This window comes from uncultured Mucilaginibacter sp. (assembly GCF_913773635.1).
In the GTDB taxonomy this organism is placed as follows: Bacteria; Bacteroidota; Bacteroidia; order Sphingobacteriales; family Sphingobacteriaceae; genus Mucilaginibacter.
Window position 1 is genome coordinate 34545 of record NZ_CAJYGQ010000013.1, and the last position, 22921, is coordinate 57465.

Genomic DNA, 22921 nt, shown 5'->3' on the forward strand with positions numbered 1-22921 from the left:
TTTGCAGGCTACATTGCCATGAGTGAACAACTTTATATTAAAAATAAGAAAGCATATTTTGAGTATCATATACTTGATGAATACACAGCCGGAATAAAACTACTGGGTACCGAAATCAAGTCGATAAGGGAAGGAAAAGCTAATTTAAATGACGCTTTCTGCACTTTCATTAGTGAGCAGCTATATGTGCGCAATTTGCACATTTCAGAGTACTCACATGGTTCATTTTACAACCACGAAGCCAAACGCGACCGTGTACTACTGCTAACAAAGAAGGAATTAAAAAAGCTTAAAACCCGTTCAGAAGAGAAAGGTCTTACCATTGTACCGCTTGCCATGTTTGTTAGCGAGCGTGGCTTTGCCAAACTGAAAATAGCGCTTGCACAAGGCAAGAAAACTTTTGATAAGCGGGAAACAATGAAAGAACGCGATACAAAAATTGAACTGAGCAGGGTAATGAAAAGATAGCTGCTGATAGCCACTATTTTTGCTTTACCGACCTTAAACTCTCGTCAAAGTCAAACTACTTTACCATGCTTTATCGCCTACTAAAGGCACAAACCTAAAGGTATCTAACACAACCTTTTCGTAGTCATTTTCGCCCACTTTAAGTATGGTAACCATTTTTTGTTCTTGCTCATTGCCTACGGGTATTACTAACAGCCCTCCTACGTTCAACTGTCTGAGCAGTATTTCGGGCACAGTAGGTGCACCGGCAGTTACAATAATTTTATCGTATGGGGCATGGGCTTCAATTCCTTTAGAGCCATCGCCTAAAAAAAAATGCGGCCTATAGCCCATATAAGGCAGTACCTGTATAGTACGTTCGTAAAGTTTTTCCTGGCGTTCAATAGTAAATACCTCGGCGCCAAGCTCCATTAATATGCAGGTTTGGTAACCGCAGCCGGTACCAATTTCAAGCACTTTTTGTCCTTTATGAATATGGAGGAGTTCTGATTGATAAGCTACTGTATATGGCTGTGATATAGTTTGACCCTCACCAATAGGGAAAGCTATATCCTTATAAGCCTGCAGCCAAAAAGTTTCATCAAAAAAGAAATGACGCGGAACTTTGCCTATAGCCTGAAGTACCTGCTCATCTTCAATACCTTTTTTCTTGAGTACTTCAACCAGCCTTTTGCGGGCACCTTTCTCGCGGTAATTATCAATAAACTTGTACGCCATTTGCACTACAAATTTAAGTTAATCGGCGGTTTATTGGTTGCAGTTTTTAAATCTTAAACGCTGGTTACACATAATTAATTGGTAAATAGCCAAGTATTTTACCACACCCTCACCGGCGAGCTTGCTGTGTAACGGTTATTCAATAAAATACCAAGCACAATTTCATGCGTACCGTTACTTACAGTACGCAAATTTGAACTTGTAAAATCATAAGAGTAACCCAAATTTATAACGGAGCTTATATTCACCCCGGCCATAGCCGATTTGGAATCATTATGCCGATAAGCCCCCCCAACCCAAAGCTTATTGCTGAAAGCCAATTTACAGTTAACATCGTAATTAACCGGCGTAGCGTCTATTAATTTGAATAACACCGACGGCATGAGGGTTACATCATCACCCAGGAAAAGCTTTACACCGCCCGTAAAAAAGTAATGTGGTACGGTTTTACCCTGGTTATAGGCCGACTTGTTGCCAAACGTTATAGTTTGCTTAATAAGCTGCTGAACCGATGCACCGGCGTAGAAGTTACCAGAGTAAGCCCATATGCCCAGGCTTAAATCAGGGCGCCACTGGCTGGTATTGCCATTGTAAATTGCCGGATCATCGGGGTTTTGCAGCCGTACTTCATTTACATCAAGCGCTATGCGATTTGCCCCAACCGAAACTCCTGCAGCCAGGTTTAGCCGCCCTGTAATACCTATATGATAGGCATAAGTGCCGCTAACAATTGTTTGAGTTAAGGGCCCTGCCCTGTCACTTATAACCGTTGCACCCACGCCATGATGCGCCGGCGCAGAAATATAGTCACGGTTTGCTTGTCGCCCCAATGGGTTTGATGTTGCGGCGGCCATGCTGGTAGCATCATCATAAATAAAGTTTTGACCCAAAGGGGCATTTATTGATAAATAGGTGGTAACAGGGGCTCCATCAAGTCCGGCCCATTGGCTTCGGTAACCTGCCTTAAAATCAGTATAGTTTTCAATGCCCGATAATGCCGGATTGAGCAAATACTGGTTAAAAACATACTGCGTGTATTGTGGCTTCTGCTGAGCAAGCAGCGTTGTGCAACAAAGCCAGAAAGTGAATGAGGTAAGAATTTTTTTCATATTACTTACCTGATGATAGTTAGAGGCCCTGATTGTGCCGGTTTGCCGTTCTTCAAATCAATTAAATAGTAATAGGTACCGGCAGGCAAGTCGGCACCACGGTAACGACCATCCCAGGGCACAGGATATCCTATCGAATTGAACACCTTTTCGCCGTTACGGTTAAATACTTCTACGGTGGCTTTAGGATAATCGCTCATAAATGGTATTACCCAGGTATCATTGCGCCCATCGCCGTTAGGTGTAAAAGTGTTGTAGACAACCGGTTGCTGCAGTACCTTAACAGTAAATATAGCCGAGGCCGAGCATCCGTCCTCAGATTCAACAGTGAGCATGTAATCTGTATCAATACCGGGTGATGCGGTAGGACTATCGGCGTTGCTATTGCTTAAGCCCTGCTTGGGCATCCAGGTATACTTTATGCGCGACCGGTTGAGCGATAGCACCTGCGGCTGCAAGGTTACACCCTCTCCCTCACGGACTGTGTAGTTACGTTTACCGTTGATTATTGGTGTTGGATTAACCACTATCGTAATATCATCCTCATAAATGCAACCTGTGCTGTTTAAAATAAATACATAGTGAATTGTATGTGTACCGGGGCCGGCCGTTTTGGGGTCAAATAAACCGCTTGCCGAATTGGTTATACCGGCGCCGGTAAAGGCAGGCGTACCCAAACCAATAAAAGCACCCTCGTTGGTTTCAAGATTAAAAGCTGTTGCCTCCTGGCAAGTTATGTAGTTTTTTTTGGCAATGGCCACCACCGGGTTTGCCTTAATCTTAACATCATCTAAAAAGATATCCTGGCAGTCGGTTGAGCTCCCTGTGTATACTACAATCCTTATCTTATAATCCTTTGTTACGGTTGATAGTCCGTAATTGTGCTTGAAAAGCTTATCGGCAGGAATGCTGTTGCTCGCGGCGTCATAGGTAACAAAATCATTTGGATGATTGATGTAATCGTAATACACATCGTAACGTATAATGTTACCGCCTGATACATATGATTGATTTTCGATGACAAGCGTTTCGCTGCTGCAAATTTCCTTATTAGCAATGTTAAATATTGCTTTAGGCCTTATACCATTAAGTGTAAACTGTTTGGGCTCGGTTATGCTTACACAGCCATCTTTTGAGGCCACCTTAAGTTTTACCATGTAAACGCCAGGTGCGCTGTATTGATGCAGGCCATCTTTGGTAAAGGTTTTAGCTGAGCCATCGCCAAAATCCCACTCGTAGGTAAACAGGCTTTCGCTACCATCGGCAATGGTTGTTTTGTTTTCAAACTTAACCATATCAAGCTGGCAGGCATCAGGCAATACAAAATCAACTATTGGTGAGGGATTAATTTTTATCAACTTTGAGAAAACCTCACTCTTGCATCCGGTAACTGATGTTACAATTAATTTTACGGTATATACGCCCGCAGCAGTGTAGGTATGCGATGCGCTTTGTGCCGTTGAAAAATTAGGGTTGGCTGCGGTACTGTTTGCATCTCCAAAATCCCAGGCCCATTGAATGATTTTTCCATCAACCGATGTTGATTTGTCTTGAAAAGTAACTGCCTGCATTTGACAGTTTGGAAGTACTGCCTCAAACTTAGCCTGCGGCAAAGCATTAATGTGAACTTTGCCCTCCTTTACATCGGAGTTGCATCCGTTTTCATTTACAGTGATGAGTGTAACCTTATAATCGCCCGGCACGGTGTAGGTATGTGACGGATTTTGTTCGGTTGAAATGTTAGGGTTGGTACTTGAACTGTGAGAATCGCCAAAGTTCCATAACCATGTTGTTATCAAACTACCCTTAGCGTCTGTTGAGTCAACAAATTGAGTAGCAGTACCAAGGCAGTTATTGGTAGATGTACCAAATTTAGCTTCGGGGTAATCAGCTATGTTATAGTTAAATTCAATATCGCGTGTTGGGCCGCACCCGCTTGTTGAGCCTTGGTTAGGTATCGTAGCAATTATACCGTAATAACCTGCGGCTTTCTTTAGAATGCCGTTGTAGCGGTAAACGTATAACGTGCTACCATCGGCAGCAAGGCGTGTTGCTGCGTATTGTGGCGATTGATTAGTAACCGTTGCGCCATCACTAAAGCGCCAGGTAATAAAGCTTAATGATGGAAACGGCACCACCAATTGAACGCTGTAATTTACGTTTGCGCAACCATTAGTTAACGATGAAGCAGATACGCCTGGTACTCCTAGATCAATGTACTCATTTAAATTTTGCAGGTTTATACCCGCCGCATAGCCATAAGATTCGGCCGGGCCAAAGCCATAAGCTATTGCGTTAAAAGTGCTACCGGCCGACAAGCTATGTTTTCCAAAGCCAACGTTTATTTGTGCATAACTGTACTTAGCATCATTAGGCATGGCACTAAAACCGGCATAAGCCTGTCCATCAATTTTAAAAGTTGATACGGCGTTGGTTGGAATCACAACATTAATAAAGCTTTTGTTAGATCTTATGGCGGCCTCGCTTGGCGAATATACGGTAACCTGCCGCAAGCCTTGTTCAATAGGCGGCAGGAAAATCATTTCAGGATCACCGGTATCGTTATTGCTTGATGAGCAATTTATTGTTTCGTTTTGTGACGGGGTGTATTGTACTAATTGTATGGGTTTATCGGCTTTTACCACAACCGGAGTTTGTGTTTTAAACTCGTAATAGCCATTTGCCGGTGTTGGAATTGGTACCCCATCTTTAGTTGCCTTTGTAGCAGCATCGCTGAATATAACCCTGAATATATCGTAATTACGTTCTTTAAGCGGAACGGCGTAGTAATTCTTACCCCAGGTTTCGGTTGGATAAACTTGTTGAAAAAGATTGTCAGATGTAGCACTGATATTACCTGTATTAAGGTTTCCGTTACAACCAATGCCAATCTTGCTGCTGCCCGAAAACACAACGATTTTTTTACACAACGTTGTACCTGATGATACTGAGCGTATAGAACTTCCTGTTAAATCGCTGCTTGACAGGCCTTGATAAACCTCCCCTTTATTTAGCAGCACCTGAAATTTAACCCCGGCCGGACGGCCGCTTATCAACGCCGCTTTAGGTGTAATTTCAACTGTAGTTGCATCTTCGGTAGCAATAACATTGAACGCAGAATACGATGGCTTAATTTTTTCAGAGTTATTACCTCCGGGAATATTGGAGTTTGATACCTGGGTATAGTTAATAGAAAAATATTCTTTACCCATACTATTTACAGGCAACAACAGCGTTGCCCCCGATACGCTTCCCCTGTATATGTGAGCAAATGCTGATATAGGATAGCCTGACACAATGTGTATCCCTTTGCGTAACGTGCTGTCATTGGTACTCTCTACCAAAAAAGCGCTTGCAGGTATGGCAATAGTTTGCGGCTCATTGGCAGTAAGGGTAAAGTTAATTGGGGCAAAAGAATTATCGGCAATGCTAACGGTGCCTGATGTATTTATGGTTGATACCAGATAAAGATTCATCCGACTGGGGATCTCCCCTGTAGCTCCATCAACATGGTCCATCCATGCTGTATAAAATTCCGTTCCCTTATTACTTTGAGCAAACGCAGTTAAACAACTGCACATGCACGCGCAAAAAAATAGCCATATGCAAACACGCTTTTCCAAAATCAATAGCATATAATTAGTATGCTTTCCCTTAAAAGGGGTGGCTAGGAAAAGCACTGCTTAAAAATACATAAAATATTAAGTTGCAAAAATTTATGTTCATTTAGTAAGCTCATATGTTATCATAATACCAAAAATAAAATTCAGGTTAGCGTGGTTACTTTATCATTTCACACTGCTTAAAACAAGCCAATTATTTTTCATTATTTTGCAGGCATGAACCAACCCGACCAACCTAAACGCGAGGCTGCCCTGGGCTTTATTTTCATAACACTGCTTATTGACATAACCGGCTTTGGCATTGTTATACCTGTATTTCCAAAGCTTATTGAAAAGCTAATACACGGCAACTTAAGTGATGCGGCAGTTTACGGCGGCTGGCTTACGTTTGCCTATTCGGTTATGCAATTTTTATTTGCACCCGTACTTGGCAATTTGAGCGACAAATATGGTAGGCGCCCCGTTTTACTGGGTTCTTTGCTTGGTTTTGGTATCGATTATACTTTCCTGGCCTTTGCACCAAGTATATGGTGGCTGTTTGTTGGAAGGGTGATTGCCGGCATAACAGGTGCCAGCTTTACAACAGCATCAGCCTATATTGCTGATGTTAGCACACCTGAAAAACGCGCACAAAACTTTGGAATGATAGGCGCAGCCTTTGGCCTGGGCTTTATTATAGGCCCGGTATTAGGCGGCATTTTAGGAAATTACAGCACAAAATTGCCTTTTTTGGCCGCTGCAGGCCTTGCCTTGCTCAATGCGGCTTACGGTTACTTCATACTACCTGAATCTTTGGCAAAAGAACACCGCAGGCCTTTTGAGTGGAAACGTGCAAACCCTGTGGGTTCGTTGATGCAGTTAAAAAAGTATCCTGCCATAAGCGGCCTTATTGGCTCACTGATATTAATATATATTGCTGCGCATGCAGTACAAAGCACATGGTCATACTTTACTATGGAACGCTTTAAATGGAGCGAGGCGTTGGTGGGTTATTCACTTGGTTTTGTTGGCTTATTATCAGGGCTTGTACAGGGCTTGCTGATACGTGTAACCATACCTAAACTTGGTCAAAAGAAAAGTATTGTAATTGGCTTAACCCTTTACAGCATCGGCCTGTTCTTGTTTTCTTTTGCCAACCAAAGCTGGATGATGTATGCCATTTTGGTTCCATACTGCCTGGGAGGTATAGCCGGCCCCGCCCTGCAAGGACTTATCAGCGGCCATGTACCTCCCAACGAGCAAGGCGAACTACAGGGCGGCTTAACGAGCTTAATGAGTGTGACATCCATTATAGGCCCGCCGTTGATGACAACGCTGTTTGCCTACTTTACCAATAAGCACTCACCCATTGTTTTCCCTGGCGCACCATTTTTGATGGGTGCAATACTTATGCTGGCAAGCACCATTTTAGCCGTGCGCAGTTTCAAAAAGTCAAGAGTAGTTGCTGCTGCTGATATGGCGAAGACAGATTCAAACAATTTTCATTAAATCGCTTTTTAAGAGTGATACAATAATAACATGACCAACGATACTCAAACCAAACGCCCTGCAGCACTTGGTTTTATATTTATAACCGTACTGATCGATACGCTTGGTCTTGGTGTTATAATTCCTGTTTTACCCGAGTTACTTGAAACCCTTGGCCATTATGATGTAAGCCAGGCATCACAAATAAACGGCTACCTAACGTTTGTTTATGCGCTTATGCAATTCCTATTTTCATCAGTATTAGGCAACCTGAGCGACCGGTATGGCCGCAGGCCGGTATTACTCATATCAATGGTTGGCTTTGGTATTGATTATGCCTTTATGGCTTTTGCTCCTACAGTTTTTTGGCTTTTTGTTGGGCGCATAATAGCTGGTATTGCGGGTGCAAGCAGCACTACCGCTACAGCCTACATTGCCGATGTTAGTACGGGCGATAACCGTGCTGCTAACTTTGGTATTATTGGTGCGGCAACCGGCCTTGGTTTTATTTTGGGTATTGCATTGGGAGGCTATTTAGGAGAGGTTGGCCTCAAGATTCCGTTTATGGCGGCTGCAGGCATGGCTTTATTAAATGCGTTGTACGGCTACTTTGTACTTCCCGAATCGCTATCTGCAGAAAACCGGCGTTCATTTAACTGGAAGCAGGCTAACCCTATAAGCACTTTAAAAAAACTTGGAACTTACCCGGGTGTGTCAGGGTTAATCAGTGCTTTCTTTTTAGTATACATTGCCTCCAAAGCGGTTGAAAGCGTACTGGCGTTTTTTCTGGTTGAGAAGTTTGACTGGAGCAAAAGCGCAATAAGCAGTTTGGGCATTTTTATTGGTGTTTTACTGATTGCTATACAAGGAGGCCTGATAAGAATTGTGATACCTAAGTTGGGCCAGCAAAAAAGCATTATTGCTGGTTTGTTATTTTATGCGTTGGGCTTACTACTTATTGCGTTGTTTTCGAGCAAGGGCTGGTTAATGTACGTTTATATGATACCATACTGCCTGGGCGGAATATCCGGACCGGCATTGCAGGGCTTTATTACAAGTCAGCTACAGCCTAATGAACAGGGCGAATTGCAAGGCGGCCTAAACGGACTGGTAAGCATTACAACCGTTATAGGGCCTTTACTTATGAGCACACTATTCGCTCACTTCACCAACCCTAAAACATCATCCATTTATTTTCCGGGTGCACCCTATTTACTGGGGGCTATTTTGATGCTTATAAGTGTAGTTATAGCCGTTAAAAGCTTCAAAAAAGCGTAGCCCATTCCCTACGCTTAATTACTTCTTTTAAAACTGTAATATCATTCCGCCTGCTGCGGATAAGTTCAATCTTACACCTTCCCCTATTTCTACGGTGTGTATTTTTTGATCTGTCAGTAAATCGGTAAACGTTACAGGGCCCATACAGCCTATTTCACCTAATAAGTCAAATGGCAAATTGATCCTCACGCTTTGTTCATGCCTGTTGAAGTTCACTGCTACTAAAATACGCTCGTCGCAGGTGTAACGTAGGTAAAAATAAACCTTATCACTGAAGCCTTCATTATGTTCGTTTGCCATCATCAGTTCGTAAAACTTGCCATGGCTTATGGCTTCATGGTGGGTACATAGGTTTAATAACCTACTATAAAAGGTTCGTAGCTGCTTTTGCCCTTCGCTTAACAACCCACCATCATATTTACCGTTGTTAAGCCACTTTTGATGCTCAGGTACACCCCAGTAATCAAATATGGTTGTGCGGCCATCATCTCCGCTAAATCCGCTTGCTCCTGCGGCTGGCTCACCAACTTCCTGTCCAAAATAAACCATTACAGGCCCGCAATTTAACGTTGCAGTTATAATCATGCCGGGAATGGCTAACAGGGCATCACCTGCAAAATAAGGCGATGCTATACGCTGCTCGTCATGGTTTTCCATGAAACGTAGCATGCGTTCATCAAAGCCGCGGCAATCATTATTCCAAACAGCATTTATTTGCCAGGTGCTTGCACCATACTCGTTCCGCACCAAACGCTTAATTGCATCATACAGCCCTACCTTATCATACAAGTAATCAAACTGACCATTAAACAGATAGTTACCATATTGATGCGTTTGATATGCCTCGCCAATAAAAATCAAATCAGGATACTTTGCTTTAAGCTGCGGTATTAGCCATGCCCAAAACTCCATAGGCACATACTCAACCATATCACACCTGAAACCATCTATTCCTTTGCCTGCCCAGTAGCTTAAAATGTGCAGCATTTTATGCCATAGCGGCGGAACGGGCTCAAAATGCATGTGGTATCCGCCATTAAAGTCAACTCCGTAATTAAGCTTTATAGTTTCAAACCAGTTATTAATTGACGGGCTGGCCGTGAACACGTCATCGCCGGTTCCTTTTGCCGGATTTTCATCAAAACGGCCGTCCTTTAACGGACTTTGAAATTCTGGTCCACCAGGATCATAACCTTCCGGAACAGTAAAGGCTTGCCCCGGAATGTAATAAAAGTCATTGGCCGGATTGAAGGCCTGAGAAGTATCATCGTCGACACCAAAATCACGTACATCATCAGGCTTTACATCCGACTGATAAGTTCGCGCTACATGATTTGGAACAAAATCAATAAGCACCCTTAAATTAGCAGCGTGAGTACGGTTTATTAACGCTTCAAACTCATCCATCCTTTTGCTTACATCAACAGCCAGGTCTGGAGCTACATCATAATAATCTTTAATAGCATACGGCGACCCCGCACGCCCTTTTACCACATCGGGGTCATCAGGTTTGATTCCATAAGCTGAGTAATCGGTCATGGTTGCATGTTCAAGTACCCCGGTATACCATACGTAAGTAAAACCCATAGCTTTTATTGGGGCAAGGGCGTTATAATCAATGTCATTGAATTTGCCGCAGCCATTCTCTTCAATTGAGCCGTAAAACTTGTTGTTGGTGTTGGCATCGCCAAACAGCCGGGGCAGTAACTGGTATATGATATGCTTATGCATGGCTTTTGTGGTGTTTAACAAAAATATACATTGTTAATGTGCATTGCATCAGCAAATAATAATTCATTTTTCAAACCTTTAGCTGCCTAACATAGTTGATTGAAAATGGTTAAACTTGTATATGCCTGCTCAACCTACAAAGCTTACCGCAACTTACGCCGGCATAATTGAAACGCCGCAATTATTAAACTTCATAAATGCATCTGTTAATCCTTACATGAAAATTCTCAGAGCCGTATTTTCTCTGGCACTTTTAGCAGTGCTTATATGGGCTTTACAAACTAAGTTTGGCCCTGTACCACCAATAGGCAAATTTGTTAACCCGGCTACGGGATTTTGGCAAAACGCCGAAAGCAAAAACATAAAAAAAGAGGAAAGCCTTAAACTTACCGGACTTTACGACAAAGTGGTTATCAGGTATGACGAAAACCGGGTACCTCATATTTTTGCGGAAAATGATCATGATTTATACATGGCTCAAGGCTACGTAACAGCTGCCGACCGCTTGTGGCAAATGGATATTCAAACGCGTAATGCAGCTGGTCGATTGGCCGAAGTTATAGGTCCATCAGTATTGGAAGTTGACCGCTATAACCGCCGTACAGGCATGGTATACGGTGCCGAAGAGGCCTTAAAAGGCATAATGAAAGACCCGCGAACCAAATTGGCGGTTGAAGCATACTCAGCTGGCGTTAACCAGTTTATAAATAACTTAACTATTCGTAATTACCCTATTGAATTTAAGCTGCTTGATTATAAACCCGAAACCTGGAAAACACTTAATACCGCGCTACTGCTTAAGCTGATGTCACAAACGCTAGCCGGGGGATCGGACGATATGGAAATGACGGCAGTACTTAACAAGTTTGGTGCAGCAGTAACCCGCGATCTTTTCCCTGATCATAATTATCAGGAAGATCCGATCATCCCGTCAGGCACCAAGTGGAATTTTACGGCTTTAAAAATTCCACAACCATCATCAGGCTTTAAACGGATGATGCAAACCGGCAAAATGCGGCCAAAGGCCAAAACCGAAGGTATTGGCAGCAACAACTGGGCTGTAGCAGGCAGCAAAACTGCTACCGGCTACCCGCTATTAGCAAATGATCCGCATTTAAATCTTACGTTCCCATCAATTTGGTATCAGGTTCAACTACATGCGCCAGGGGTAAATGTGCAAGGGGTGTCGTTACCCGGATCGCCGTTTGTAATTATTGGCTACAACGCCCAAACAAGCTGGGGCTTTACCAACGTTGATGCCGATGTGCTTGACTGGTATCAACTTAAATTTAAGGATAACGCTAAAACTGAGTATTGGTATAAAAATCAGTGGCACAAAACCACACGACGTACAGAGGTGATTAAAGTACGCGGACAAAACGATATAACCGAGCAGGTAATTTATACTCATTTTGGGCCTGTGGTATATGATGAAGGAACTAAAGCACCTACCATTGTAAACAAGGTGCCGGCAGGCATGGCCATGAAGTGGATAGCGCATAAACAGTCGAACGACTTACTTACATTTTATTTGCTTAACCGTGGTAAAAATTATGATGACTATCGTAAAGCTCTTAGCACCTACTCGGCACCGGCACAAAACTTTATTTTTGCAAGCAACACCGATATAGCTATTACGCCAAACGGTGAATTTCCGCTTAAGTACCCGGAGCAAGGGAAATTTATACTGGATGGTACTGACCCTGGGGATGACTGGCATGAACGTATACCGGCCAATCAAAATCCAACAGTTAAAAATCCGGCGCGCGGTTTTGTAAGCTCGGCTAACCAATCCTCTACTGATAAAACGTACCCTTATTACCTCAACTGGCAATTTGGTGGCTATCAGCGTTGCAAGCGTATAAACGACCGGCTTACTGCCATGAGCAATGTTACTGTTGATAGCATGCGACTGCTTCAAACAGATAATTATAGTATTACAGCACATGACGTATTGCCAACTTTACTAAGCTATCTTGACTCTACAAAACTAGATGGAACGCAAAAGCTGGCATTAAAAAGCGTATCCGTGTGGAATTTACAATATGGTGCAAAATCAGTAGGTGCTACTATCTTTAACAACTGGTGGAACAGGCTTTATGACTTAATATGGCAGGATGAGTTTGATACGCCTGGTGATGCATTACGCAGACCATCGCGCGATAGAACAATTAAACTTTTGCTTACTCAGCCCAATGCAAAGTGGTTTGATGATACAAGAACACCTACGGTTGAAAGCTGTGCCGATTTAGTTAGCAGGGCCTTTAATGTAACGGTTGACGAACTTGCTAAAAAGTACGGCATACCGGGTGAACGCTGGGAATGGGGAACAGTTAGGCCTGTCGCTATTAATCATATGGCTAAATTGCCGGGCTTTGGGTCGGGTATGTTTGCTTCAGGAGGTAATAGTGGCATAATCAACGCCATGAGTGGCGAGGCTGGTCCGTCATGGCGTATGGTAGTACAAATGGGGCCCGAAGTAAAAGGCTATGGTGTTTATCCGGGCGGGCAATCGGGCAATCCGGGTAGTTTTTATTACACCAACCTGCTTCAAACCTGGAAAGACGGAAAACTTAATGAACTACTTTTCTTAAAATCGCCGACAGACAAGGCAGGCAGAGTAAAGAGTACCCTGATCTTGAATAATAGGTAGAGATTTAAACGCTATTCAATTAAGACAAGAAATAAAATTACTTTAAATAACCTATGCTATTCATACTCATTTTTATACTAAGCCTCGCTACAAGTTATGTGCTGCCATGGTGGGCCGCGGCTGCCATAGCGTTTGTGCTTAGTATTTACGCCGGTACAAAACCAGCGCAGGCATTTTGGTCAGGGTTTGGGGCGGTATTTTGTGTTTGGATAGTGCTGGCCTTATTTAAAAGCATACCCAACGATCATATTTTAGCTACACGTGTAGCACAATTATTTGGATTGCCACACTGGCTGTTATTGCTGTTTATAACTGCGCTAATTGGTGGGCTGGTAGGCGGTATAGCATCGCTAGCCGGCCTCTATGTTAAACGTGTATTTGAAAAACCAGCAACTGAACATAAAACAGTTTAAAATAAAAATGCGAGGAGTAAAGCAGCTTTAGCAGCCAACTGAATACTTGGCAATGCTCGGTCTGATTTGCTCTTCGCAATCATTTAAGCAAGATGTATAACACCCGTTATTACATACCTTTTAAAACTGATTTAAACTCTACTACGGCAGTTGATGCAGTTTTATTGGTTTCGAAAACTTTTTGTGAAGTGGTGCCCGAACCGTAAAAGTTAGCAAGTGAAGTTTTATCAATAGCCAGGTTTGACCCGTTTATACTTATTCCTGCAAACAAACCTTTGCTGCGTGAGTATGAGTAAACTTCGGCCTCGAAACTATGATCGGTGCTTGCTGTTGAGCTGCGCCCTACCGGCCCGGCAGATGCTGATATATCTCCGCCAATGGTGAAATCGCCGTTTTTTACTTTGGTAAGCACACCTTTGTTTTTGAAAATAAGTACCAGGTCAACCGCCTGTACACCTATTTGAAAACCAATGCTGCCGCCTGTAAGTGTAATAAACACAGGGTTACTCCAGGTTCCATCAGCTAATTTAACTGTAGCAATACCCTTACCACGTTTGCCTCCAATTCCAAAACCTGCATTTATTAATTTAGGAATTACAACAATACCTTCTGTTTGCTTAAGTAGTTCTTGCGGTATGGTCTCATCCATTTCGGTAAACGTTTTAAGCACTTTGGTTGAATTTTGAATACGCTCTGTTTCCTTCCCGGCATCAGCGGCCGAGGCAAGCACCAACACTAAACTCAATAATGCGGGTGTTAAAAAAAATCTAAAAAATCTCATTCTGGTAGAATTTAAATAGTGCAATAATAATTGCGGTTAATACTTAAACACCACCAAAAGGTTAAAGTTTACCTCAGGGTGGCATTGTTTGTCGGGTAACTGTAATCAATAAATGGTAAAATAACGTTTACTGTGTAGCCTTGTTATCTTTGCGCATGCAAAAACCGTTGCAGCAACAAATTTTCTCTATAAATAATAATCAGCAGTTTAAACATGCTGCCCTTGAGGTATTCAGGTATCAAGCCCATCATAACGCCGTTTACAAAGAATTTATTAACAGCCTGCAGGTTAATACCGAAGATGTTATTGATGTAAAGCAAATACCATTTTTACCTGTTGAGTTTTTTAAAAACCACAACGTAGTAAGCACGTCGGCACAACCTCAAATAACATTTAGTAGCTCGGGCACAACGGGCATGATAACCAGCAGGCATTATGTAAGCGATGTAAGCTGGTATGAGGAAAGTTTCAGGCGCGCATTTGAACTTTTTTATGGCAATATAAGAAGCTACTGCGTTTTGGCTTTGCTGCCTGCTTACCTTGAGCGTGAAGGCTCATCATTGGTTTACATGGCCGATGATTTTATCAAGCTTTCAGATCATCCGCAAAGCGGCTTTTATCTTTACAATCATGCTGAGCTGCATAGTCAGTTAATTGAACTGAAAAAAGCAGGAACCCCTACTTTACTTATTGGCGTAACATTTGCCCTGCTTGACTTTGCCGAGCAGCATGACATACATTTCCCCGAGCTCATAGTTATGGAAACAGGTGGAATGAAAGGCCGGCGCAAGGAAATGATAAGACAAGAGCTGCACGACATATTGTGTAAGGGTTTTGGCGTAAACGCTATCCACTCAGAATACGGAATGACAGAATTGCTCTCGCAGGCCTACTCTAAGGGAGATGGAATATTTAATTGTCCTCCCTGGATGCGCATTATTACCCGCGACACCAATGACCCGCTTAGCATTGTAGAGAACGGCAAAACCGGCGGCGTAAATGTTATAGATTTAGCTAACATAAATTCCTGTTCTTTTATTGCCACCCAGGACTTAGGAAAGGCTTATGACAATGGCTCATTTGAAATTTTAGGCAGATTTGATTCGTCTGACATCAGAGGGTGCAATTTGCTTGTGCAATAACTTTTACATGTATCAGGTGTTGATGCTTAAAGAGGCTATTTTTATTACATTTGATACTGAAAAATTCATCCTTTTATGATTGAAAAATTTTTAAACGATCAGCAAGATCCTAAAGCCGTTGAAAAAGTTTACTCCCGACTGGTTGAGCTACTACCCGCAGGCGAAGAAACATTATATATAGCTACTCAAAAAAAACCATTAGTCAATCTATTGCCCGATACCATTGTGATTACCAATCGCAGGGTATTGTTTTTTACGCCTGCCAATTTGGGCCTTTCATTAAAGTTTATTGATTTTACATGGAAAGACATTGCAGATGTAAGCATGAAAGAAGAAATTATTGGCTCGGTGTTTATTATAAAAACTAGTAAAGGCGCCGAAATGGGCGTTGATTACTTACCGAAGGTTCAGGGTCGTAAGCTTTACCAATATTCGCAGGAATGCCGCGAAAATGAGCGTAAGCGCGAGGAGCTTCAAAGAATACAACATACTCCTGCAGCACGTTTAACCGACAAACCAATGGATGAGCCGTTTAAGCAACCAATTGAAGAAACGCCGGCAACGCCGCAACCTGCAGCCATTGCACCTCCGGCGCCTGAACCCGCTCCGGCTCCAATAGCTGCCCCTGCTCCAATAATTGAAACCAAGCCCGATGAGCTGACAGAAAAGCTTAAAAAGCTAAAAATGCTGTTTGATAACGGCCTTATTTCACAAGACGAGTACAACCAAAAGAAGATGGAGTTGTTAAGCGAATTATAACTAATTTGCTTATGCCGTATAAAACTGGTGAACAAAAACCCATAGGATGGTACCTTAGAAAAGCCGATCAGCGCATTACCGATTTTTTTGAAGAGGTATTTGACAGGCATTGTATAACCCGTTACCATTGGATGCTTTTGAGCGCCATTGCTGATAAAGAAACTATAAACGTTAAAGTTTTTCAACCTGAAAATAAATACTTCTTCACTCCTGAAAGGTTGAACGGAATAGCTGAAAACCTGGTAACAAGAGGCTGGATAAAGGCTGTTGAGAAAGATGAATACGCATTAACTGATAACGGCAAAAAATTATATAATGCTCTTGAAGCCGATTACATGATGAGCCTGAGGCAAATGATGTTAGGCGTTACTGATGATGAGTATAACCAGGTTGTTAAAGTGTTAGACAGAATTATCACTAACCTCGCCAGAAGATAAGGATTTGGTAACGTGTAAAGACTATGAAACAAGAAACTCCTGTTTGCTCGCCAAACAGGAGTTTTTTTTGAAGCAATATTAAACTATTAACTGATGATAACGCTGCATGCTTCTTGCGGCGGTATGCTTTATACCACTAAGGGTGTTTTTTTTAAAAATTAAAAGAAACCTTCATTGTAGCCATGCGCCCCGGTAGTGTATACACGCTGTTTACATAGTTGTTTGCAGTAAGTAAGGGCGAGCTGTAGGTTTTGGTATCAAATATATTCAGAATATTCAATTCTATATCGCTTTTAAATTCATTGACCTTAAAACGTGCCGAAAAATCGGCAAATGAATAGTTAAGGTTTGAACCTATTGCTTGTGATGTAAAATAATGATCGCCAGAGAGTTTTAAAAACAAGTTAGAGGTAGGATTATAGTTAAAAGCACCTTGATGCTGCAGCTGTGTAACATTTGTGCTACCAGCCCCTGCTACCGATGAACGGCTTAATGTTCGTACCGCATTAATTTTATAGCTAACATTTATTCTATTACTTATTTTGGTTTCCACACTGCTGTTTAAACTGTTTGCAATGGTATTGTACGGCAAAAGCAATCCGTTTAAAAACTGGTTCAGCTTGTTATTTTGCCAAGTGTAACCTCCAGCAAAAGTGGTATGCAATGAATACACGTATTTACTTACATTACCCGACAGGGTAAACATATCCATATCATTTGCATAGGGCAATACAATTTGCCGTTGAAAAGTGCTTGTTATTTGACTTGAAGTAATGTTATTGAGATTGACATGACTGTACATAGCATTTACTCCCCAAAAAAACATCTTTATAGCTTTACGGTATGTATAGCCTAAAATAGCCGTTTGAGTTTTACGCTCGCTTAAGTCGGCACTGTTTGCTTGCAGCGTGCGGTAATTAAGTAAAATATCACCACGATAGGCTTGGGTTATATCGCCTATATCGTTACGGTAATTGTAAGCTGCACTAACATATTGCTCTGCTGCAGTGTTATACCTAACTGATATATGCGGATCAAAATATAGCCTTGTAAGCCTTTGGTCAACCGCATACTTAGCTTCTGAGAAATTTATGTTTTGCAAACTAACGGGCAACCGCATGTTAAGCTTAAACTTTTCACCTGGCATGTCAATGGCCGCTTCACCGTAAACCTTCGATTTAAACCAATCAAGATTATTCGTTGCTGTGTTGCTGGCTTGTGCCACATCTCCATCGGCTTGTACAACTGATAATGCCGACTCCAATTGTTGTGACTGCAAACTAAACCCGGCCTTGTACGACTGTGTGAACGTATTGCCCGCTCTTTTTAAAGAAACGTAATTATTAGTGAAAAAGGTTGGGATATTTACAGTTTGCAGCAATTGTGTATATGGCTCATTGTTATTAAAAATATCCTGGTTGATGCCGGGTTCCAATACTCTACGCTCAGGGTTCGACAATCTGTTGATGTATGAGTATCCTTCGTAAACATTACCCCCGTTGCCCGTTTTCATGATGTTAAATTCATTTGACAGGTCGAACTTACGGTTGGCTAAGTTTTGCAATGAGCCCGGCGTTCCGGTTGCATTTAAGCCCGAGTATGAGGCATTATGTTCATAATCGGCAATTAAGTTATTGTTTAAGTAATACTGGCTTTTGTTGATGTTAAGCGTGGTTTGTGCCCGTAACAGGTCTGGCCTGCGCCGGTTATCCTGCAATTCAGTAAACCTAATAGTATCATTTGGAAGATATGTTTCCCTTACCTTGGAGTACTGCTGTAACTGCCGGTCATGCAGGTAAGATAGGTTGGCTTTGAGCTGCACATCTTTTTTTATGTTTACCAGATTATTTAAGTTCACCAAACCCGACCTGTTGAACAAATACCTATTGGTAGGCAAATTAGGATTACCCGCAGCACCAAGACTTAGCAGTTTATCAGGCTTGTTGTTATCAAGCCTGCTTAAATAAGCAGATAAATTGTGCGATATCAGATCATTCTGCACTTCAATGCCTACATTATTACCTTTTACATAATTAATGGCCTTATATTTATCCTTAAACATCATGGCATTGATGTTTCCATCATACTTGCCGGGTAACCCACCTCCTATGTTGCCCTGCCCTACCATTTGCATTTTAGCATCGCTTTTTATGGTCAAATTCATGGCCACGTCATCACTCACCACCTTGTCTTTCAGTGCTTTTATGGGCTGATGATTTTCCATAATTTGTACTTTGTCAACCACTCCGTTAGGTATAGTTTTAGTTGCAATATTGTACTTATCATCAAGCAGGTTATCGCCACCAATGTAAAGGCTTGATATGGCCTTGCCATTGTATTTGATTTTACCGTTATCGTCCATCTCTACACCAGGCAGGCGTTTGATTACATCACCTATTACCCTGTCTTGTGGTGAGGTGAAGTCAGCTGCACTGTAATTCAATGTGTCGCCACGTGCGGTAATACGTGGCCGCTTGTTTTTTACTGTAACGGCATCAAGTGCATTATTGGTTGATGATAGTTTAAAGTTATATAATGCCGAAACATCAGTAATAACCTTGCTTTGCTTTTTATAACCTACAGAACTTATTTCGACCTTTAAACTGCTTTTGTCTGCATCGGCAGGTATGGCAAGGCTGTAGTTTCCTTTGTTATCACTTGTTGAAAACGCAATGATAAGATTACTGCCGGTTGTTAGTTTAGCGTTGGCATAAGGCACCGCCTTACCCAGGCTATCTGTAATTGTACCTTTAATGGTTTGTGCATAACCCTTTTGAGTTAAAAATAAGATACAAATACAGCTTACTGCAATTGCAATAGCCCGTATCATTTTTCATTACCGTTTTCGGGTAGCTCAATAGGATTATTAGTAACGTTTAATTTTGCATCATCGTTACGCTGTACGCTAACGCTTTTTATACCCGATGCAGAATTAGTACCACTGCTGAATGTAAAACTACGGTTACCCGGCATGGCTGCCATTTGTGATTGAAAAAATGCTTCCGGATCTTTACGCATCACTTCCTTTAATTCATTGAGTTCTTTTGGAGTGGTTTTAATTGCGTTAGCAGGTAAAGCAATTACATTGGGGGCTTGGTTTCTATCTTCAGCTCCGCCGAATATAATAGTGCGTGCTGATGTGGCAGACGATGCAACCGGGTCTGTCTCCTTTTTCGCTTTTGGATCAACCTTTTCAAGTCCGTCAAACTTAAATTCAACTTCTTTCTTCGTGTCGTAGGCTTCTACAATTAAACCGGGTAAACCATTCAACTTCCACGGACCAACTCGGTATGGTAAATCAGCACAAAACCAAGCGGTATAGTCACGTCCTTTGAAATGTGTAGCTGCCTTTTGGCATTGCAACCCGTTTATGGTAGCGGTGTCGGCAGATATCTTCCAAACTGGTGCTGGCAGTGCTTCTTCAATTACATAGTTGTTCACCAGCCTCTCTCTGCTGTAAAATTTATTGGCATTAGGATATTGGTAGTAATCGATGTTTGGACCAAGAGGACTTCCCCCACTGCGTACATTGATGTTGGCAGAACCCGTGTTTACTTGTTCCATTACCATTTTACGCATTTGCTCCTCGCGCAATTTGCGATCATAACTTTTGTAAACGCTTGCATTACGTCCGGCAAGCAGCATCATATTTTCTACAAGCGGCTTATCGCGGTTAAGCGTATCACGCACGTGAGTAAATTTGTAATGTACAATAATTTGGGCGGTGTCAACTTTTTGAGCTTTGGCTGTGAATGCTGTTACAGCCAAAATAATTTCTAAGTAAGGTTTGAGCTTCATGATGTTTAAATTTTGTAATTAGAGTGATGATTTACTTAGTCGCGGGTCAGTAGCGCAACATTACCTCACAAATATAACTAAGAGATTAGTTAAAAACTAAACATTTAGTTGTTTTAACAAAATTTAACATAATATTCGAGCGTTTCTGACGCTAGTTGTAGAAGGGAACCGACATGGTTTGTTGCTTTTAGTAGTAACAAAAAGTAAATAGAACCTGAACTATCCTATCAACCTTTCATCAAAAGTAAAATTCTTTTGATCTACAATTTTTATATGCCTCGCTTTAGGATGTAAAGGATTGATAAGATAATTGAACTCTTCTTTAACAATGGCTGACGGAACTTTTAAAAGAAGGTGTTTATTTGTTTTCAGGAATGCATCGCCCAATGATTTAAGCGACGATGGTTCAGGATAATCCTGCCAGTTTTCAGGCAGTGCATCCATATCCAAAACTTCTATATCATCAGGCACATCTAAAGTTATCTGACAGAAATTATCCGGTATTAATGTTGGTGGCAGATGCACTAAAACTTCCAAAACGGCAAGGGAGCGTGACGAGGCCGTATAAACCATTGCACGACCTATATTATTCCAACGTCCTCCGTACAGGCGGGCACCTGTACCGCTCAAATCATCAATGTAAGTGCATTTTGATATTCGATAAAGCAACATGGCTATGCAAAAACACCATGCTCAATACGCCCTAACTCGCGCAAAACCAAATCAAAGCCTATAGAAGTATCAAGAAGTGATACAGGTGCTTCACCTTTAAATACGTGGCTGGGAGTTTTCATCCAACGTTTAAATTTATCCATAGAGCCAAAAACTTCCTGGCCACGTGTGTACAAGCGCGCAAGCTCAACTGCCTTTTCGGCATACTCGGTTTTTACAACAGTATCATCATCGTAACGCTGTAATGTGCGCTCGTTGATGTGCATAATACCGGCAAGCTCTTGTAGTGTTAAGGAAATTTTTTGAGCCAACGTAGTTAAAACCTTTTTAGGTAAGCCCTGGCGGGCTAAACGCAAAACATCAAAATCAGAAGATGCTTTACCCGGATTAACGCCGGTAAGCAAACTATAAAATGAGGTTACACTATCAGTGGTTATATAAGCAGCCATTGGTTCATGAACCTCATTTTTATCAATATGTTTTTTACTATACGACATTTATCCAAATATAAAACACATTTGTCGCATTAGCAAATTATTCTGCAATTATTAAAAAGTAGTTTTTCTTACCCTTTTGCACTACCAAAAACTTGTCGTTTATCAAGTTCTCAGTGGTGTATACTGTATCGGGGGCGGGAATTTTTGCTTTATTTATGGCGGCTCCCCCACCCTGTATCATTTTTTTAGCTTCACCTTTTGACGGAAACACACTGGTTTGCACTGCCAGTAAATCCTGAACATTGATACCTTCCTTTAAGTCGGCTTTGTTAATGGTATAATTAGCAACCCCTTCAAAAATGCCCTTAACTTCAGCGTCGGTGAGTTCATTTAAAAACTCTATTCCGGTATTGCCAAACAAAAACTCTGATGATTGGATGGCTTTGTTGTAAGCCGCTTCACCATGCACACGAGTAGTAATATCTTTAGCTAATGCTTTTTGCAAAGCCCGCTGATGAGGCGCACCATCATGCTCAGCTTCTAAAGCTTCAATGGTTTGCCTATCTAAAAGCGTAAAAATGCGAATGAATTTTTTCACATCATCGTCGCTGGCATTTAGCCAAAACTGGTAAAACTGGTAAGGTGATGTGCGCTCCGGATCAAGCCACACAGCTCCGCTTTCAGTTTTGCCAAACTTAGTACCATCGGCCTTTTTAATTAGCTGAGTGGTAAGCGCAAAGCCTTCACCGCCTTCCATACGGCGTATAAGTTCGGTACCGGTTACAATGTTGCCCCACTGATCGCTGCCGCCCATTTGTATAGCACAGTTTTCATGTTTCCACAAGTAGTAAAAATCGTATCCCTGTAGCAACTGGTAACTAAATTCAGTAAATGACATGCCAGTATCGCCAGTTAAACGGTTTTTAACCGAATCTTTGGCCATCATGTAATTAACCGTAATATGCTTACCTACATCACGTATAAAGCCTAAAAACGAAAACTCTTTAAACCAGTCATAATTATTAACCATGCGGGCTCCGTTGGCAGCATCGGCGCCAAAATCTAAAAATTTCTCCAACTGCTTTTTAATGCCATCAAGATTACGCTGCAGCGCATCCTCAGACAATAAATTACGTTCCTGCGACTTGTGCGAAGGATCGCCCACCATACCGGTGGCACCACCCACAAGTGCATAAGGTTTGTGACCAGCCTGTTGAAAATGAATCAAGGTCATGATTTGCGTTAAGTGACCTACGTGCAGCGAATCGGCCGTTGGATCGAACCCGATATAGCCCGATACCATACCTTTATTCAGTAAATCTTCGGTTCCGGGCATAATATCATGCAACATACCCCGCCAGCGTAATTCTTCAACAAAACTCATTTTAGTACAATTATTTTAAGTGGGCAAATATAAAATAATACCTGTAAAAGAA

The 22921-nt window shown here is 41.9% G+C and carries 18 protein-coding genes; 8 read left to right on the plus strand and 10 right to left on the minus strand.

Going from position 1 to position 22921, the window contains the following annotated elements:
• Positions 1 to 18 precede the first annotated feature (18 nt).
• Positions 19 to 468 carry an SsrA-binding protein SmpB gene (gene smpB / locus QZ407_RS15635; protein WP_295772742.1) on the plus strand — a complete coding sequence of 150 codons (450 nt, stop codon included), beginning with the start codon at positions 19 to 21 and terminating at the stop codon, positions 466 to 468.
• A 60-nt stretch (positions 469 to 528) separates the two neighbouring features.
• Here smpB and QZ407_RS15640 read toward each other — a convergent pair whose 3' ends face one another.
• The 3 genes from QZ407_RS15640 to QZ407_RS15650 form a co-directional block, all read right to left on the minus strand.
• Positions 529 to 1185 (minus strand): protein-L-isoaspartate(D-aspartate) O-methyltransferase, encoded by a 657-nt coding sequence (locus QZ407_RS15640; RefSeq protein ID WP_295772743.1) that lies wholly within the window; start codon positions 1183 to 1185, stop codon positions 529 to 531.
• A gap of 98 nt (positions 1186 to 1283) precedes the next feature.
• Complete coding sequence (locus tag QZ407_RS15645; RefSeq protein WP_295772745.1) at positions 1284 to 2294, minus strand: type IX secretion system membrane protein PorP/SprF; 1011 nt, start codon at positions 2292 to 2294, stop codon at positions 1284 to 1286.
• Positions 2295 to 2299: 5 nt separating this feature from the next.
• The gene (locus tag QZ407_RS15650) at positions 2300 to 5875 is read right to left on the minus strand and encodes a PKD domain-containing protein (RefSeq protein ID WP_295772747.1); all 3576 of its coding nucleotides are present in this window, start codon (positions 5873 to 5875) and stop codon (positions 2300 to 2302) included.
• 258 nt (positions 5876 to 6133) lie between these two features.
• Between QZ407_RS15650 and QZ407_RS15655 the strand changes: the two genes are divergently transcribed.
• A complete protein-coding gene (locus tag QZ407_RS15655; protein WP_295772749.1) occupies positions 6134 to 7405 on the plus strand; it encodes a TCR/Tet family MFS transporter in 1272 nt (423 codons plus the stop codon).
• Between the two features lie 30 nt (positions 7406 to 7435).
• Positions 7436 to 8662, plus strand: coding sequence for a TCR/Tet family MFS transporter (locus tag QZ407_RS15660; RefSeq protein WP_295772751.1), 1227 nt, complete (start codon positions 7436 to 7438; stop codon positions 8660 to 8662).
• Between the two features lie 27 nt (positions 8663 to 8689).
• Here QZ407_RS15660 and QZ407_RS15665 read toward each other — a convergent pair whose 3' ends face one another.
• Positions 8690 to 10393 (minus strand): alpha-amylase family glycosyl hydrolase, encoded by a 1704-nt coding sequence (locus tag QZ407_RS15665; protein WP_295772753.1) that lies wholly within the window; start codon positions 10391 to 10393, stop codon positions 8690 to 8692.
• Positions 10394 to 10514: 121 nt separating this feature from the next.
• Between QZ407_RS15665 and QZ407_RS15670 the strand changes: the two genes are divergently transcribed.
• Positions 10515 to 13046 (plus strand): penicillin acylase family protein, encoded by a 2532-nt coding sequence (locus QZ407_RS15670; protein WP_365335582.1) that lies wholly within the window; start codon positions 10515 to 10517, stop codon positions 13044 to 13046.
• 53 nt (positions 13047 to 13099) lie between these two features.
• The gene (locus tag QZ407_RS15675; RefSeq protein ID WP_295772755.1) at positions 13100 to 13459 is read left to right on the plus strand and encodes a hypothetical protein; all 360 of its coding nucleotides are present in this window, start codon (positions 13100 to 13102) and stop codon (positions 13457 to 13459) included.
• Positions 13460 to 13568: 109 nt separating this feature from the next.
• Here QZ407_RS15675 and QZ407_RS15680 read toward each other — a convergent pair whose 3' ends face one another.
• Entirely contained in the window at positions 13569 to 14240 is a 672-nt protein-coding gene (locus QZ407_RS15680; protein ID WP_157539353.1) for a lipid-binding SYLF domain-containing protein, read from the minus strand.
• 155 nt (positions 14241 to 14395) lie between these two features.
• Between QZ407_RS15680 and QZ407_RS15685 the strand changes: the two genes are divergently transcribed.
• From QZ407_RS15685 to QZ407_RS15695, 3 genes are all read left to right on the plus strand, one after another.
• Positions 14396 to 15382: an acyl transferase gene (locus tag QZ407_RS15685; protein ID WP_295772757.1), complete on the plus strand. Its 987-nt coding sequence runs from the start codon at positions 14396 to 14398 to the stop codon at positions 15380 to 15382.
• A gap of 75 nt (positions 15383 to 15457) precedes the next feature.
• On the plus strand, positions 15458 to 16141 hold the full coding sequence (locus tag QZ407_RS15690) for a PH domain-containing protein (protein WP_295772759.1): 684 nt from the start codon (positions 15458 to 15460) through the stop codon (positions 16139 to 16141).
• Positions 16142 to 16152: 11 nt separating this feature from the next.
• On the plus strand, positions 16153 to 16578 hold the full coding sequence (locus QZ407_RS15695; RefSeq protein WP_295772761.1) for a hypothetical protein: 426 nt from the start codon (positions 16153 to 16155) through the stop codon (positions 16576 to 16578).
• Positions 16579 to 16729: 151 nt separating this feature from the next.
• Here QZ407_RS15695 and QZ407_RS15700 read toward each other — a convergent pair whose 3' ends face one another.
• From QZ407_RS15700 to tyrS, 5 genes are all read right to left on the minus strand, one after another.
• Positions 16730 to 19408, minus strand: a complete 2679-nt coding sequence (locus tag QZ407_RS15700) for a hypothetical protein (RefSeq protein ID WP_295772763.1) — start codon at positions 19406 to 19408, stop codon at positions 16730 to 16732.
• A complete protein-coding gene (locus tag QZ407_RS15705; protein ID WP_295772766.1) occupies positions 19405 to 20376 on the minus strand; it encodes a GLPGLI family protein in 972 nt (323 codons plus the stop codon). Before QZ407_RS15705 ends, QZ407_RS15700 begins: the two co-directional genes overlap by 4 nt.
• A 219-nt stretch (positions 20377 to 20595) precedes the next feature.
• Positions 20596 to 21048: an RES family NAD+ phosphorylase gene (locus tag QZ407_RS15710; protein WP_295772768.1), complete on the minus strand. Its 453-nt coding sequence runs from the start codon at positions 21046 to 21048 to the stop codon at positions 20596 to 20598.
• A 2-nt stretch (positions 21049 to 21050) separates the two neighbouring features.
• The gene (locus tag QZ407_RS15715) at positions 21051 to 21545 is read right to left on the minus strand and encodes an antitoxin Xre/MbcA/ParS toxin-binding domain-containing protein (RefSeq protein ID WP_198171380.1); all 495 of its coding nucleotides are present in this window, start codon (positions 21543 to 21545) and stop codon (positions 21051 to 21053) included.
• A gap of 37 nt (positions 21546 to 21582) precedes the next feature.
• Positions 21583 to 22869: a tyrosine--tRNA ligase gene (tyrS, locus tag QZ407_RS15720; RefSeq protein WP_295772772.1), complete on the minus strand. Its 1287-nt coding sequence runs from the start codon at positions 22867 to 22869 to the stop codon at positions 21583 to 21585.
• Positions 22870 to 22921 lie beyond the last annotated feature (52 nt).

What these genes read in the sequence shown, in the direction of transcription:
- smpB (WP_295772742.1), top strand. Translation starts at nt 19, where the DNA reads ATGAGTGAACAACTTTATATTAAAAATAAGAAAGCATATTTTGAGTAT.
- QZ407_RS15640 (WP_295772743.1), bottom strand. Translation starts at nt 1,185, where the DNA reads ATGGCGTACAAGTTTATTGATAATTACCGCGAGAAAGGTGCCCGCAAA.
- QZ407_RS15645 (WP_295772745.1), bottom strand. Translation starts at nt 2,294, where the DNA reads ATGAAAAAAATTCTTACCTCATTCACTTTCTGGCTTTGTTGCACAACG.
- QZ407_RS15650 (WP_295772747.1), bottom strand. Translation starts at nt 5,875, where the DNA reads ATGTGCAGTTGTTTAACTGCGTTTGCTCAAAGTAATAAGGGAACGGAA.
- QZ407_RS15655 (WP_295772749.1), top strand. Translation starts at nt 6,134, where the DNA reads ATGAACCAACCCGACCAACCTAAACGCGAGGCTGCCCTGGGCTTTATT.
- QZ407_RS15660 (WP_295772751.1), top strand. Translation starts at nt 7,436, where the DNA reads ATGACCAACGATACTCAAACCAAACGCCCTGCAGCACTTGGTTTTATA.
- QZ407_RS15665 (WP_295772753.1), bottom strand. Translation starts at nt 10,393, where the DNA reads ATGCATAAGCATATCATATACCAGTTACTGCCCCGGCTGTTTGGCGAT.
- QZ407_RS15670 (WP_365335582.1), top strand. Translation starts at nt 10,515, where the DNA reads ATGCCTGCTCAACCTACAAAGCTTACCGCAACTTACGCCGGCATAATT.
- QZ407_RS15675 (WP_295772755.1), top strand. Translation starts at nt 13,100, where the DNA reads ATGCTATTCATACTCATTTTTATACTAAGCCTCGCTACAAGTTATGTG.
- QZ407_RS15680 (WP_157539353.1), bottom strand. Translation starts at nt 14,240, where the DNA reads ATGAGATTTTTTAGATTTTTTTTAACACCCGCATTATTGAGTTTAGTG.
- QZ407_RS15685 (WP_295772757.1), top strand. Translation starts at nt 14,396, where the DNA reads ATGCAAAAACCGTTGCAGCAACAAATTTTCTCTATAAATAATAATCAG.
- QZ407_RS15690 (WP_295772759.1), top strand. Translation starts at nt 15,458, where the DNA reads ATGATTGAAAAATTTTTAAACGATCAGCAAGATCCTAAAGCCGTTGAA.
- QZ407_RS15695 (WP_295772761.1), top strand. Translation starts at nt 16,153, where the DNA reads ATGCCGTATAAAACTGGTGAACAAAAACCCATAGGATGGTACCTTAGA.
- QZ407_RS15700 (WP_295772763.1), bottom strand. Translation starts at nt 19,408, where the DNA reads ATGATACGGGCTATTGCAATTGCAGTAAGCTGTATTTGTATCTTATTT.
- QZ407_RS15705 (WP_295772766.1), bottom strand. Translation starts at nt 20,376, where the DNA reads ATGAAGCTCAAACCTTACTTAGAAATTATTTTGGCTGTAACAGCATTC.
- QZ407_RS15710 (WP_295772768.1), bottom strand. Translation starts at nt 21,048, where the DNA reads ATGTTGCTTTATCGAATATCAAAATGCACTTACATTGATGATTTGAGC.
- QZ407_RS15715 (WP_198171380.1), bottom strand. Translation starts at nt 21,545, where the DNA reads ATGTCGTATAGTAAAAAACATATTGATAAAAATGAGGTTCATGAACCA.
- tyrS (WP_295772772.1), bottom strand. Translation starts at nt 22,869, where the DNA reads ATGAGTTTTGTTGAAGAATTACGCTGGCGGGGTATGTTGCATGATATT.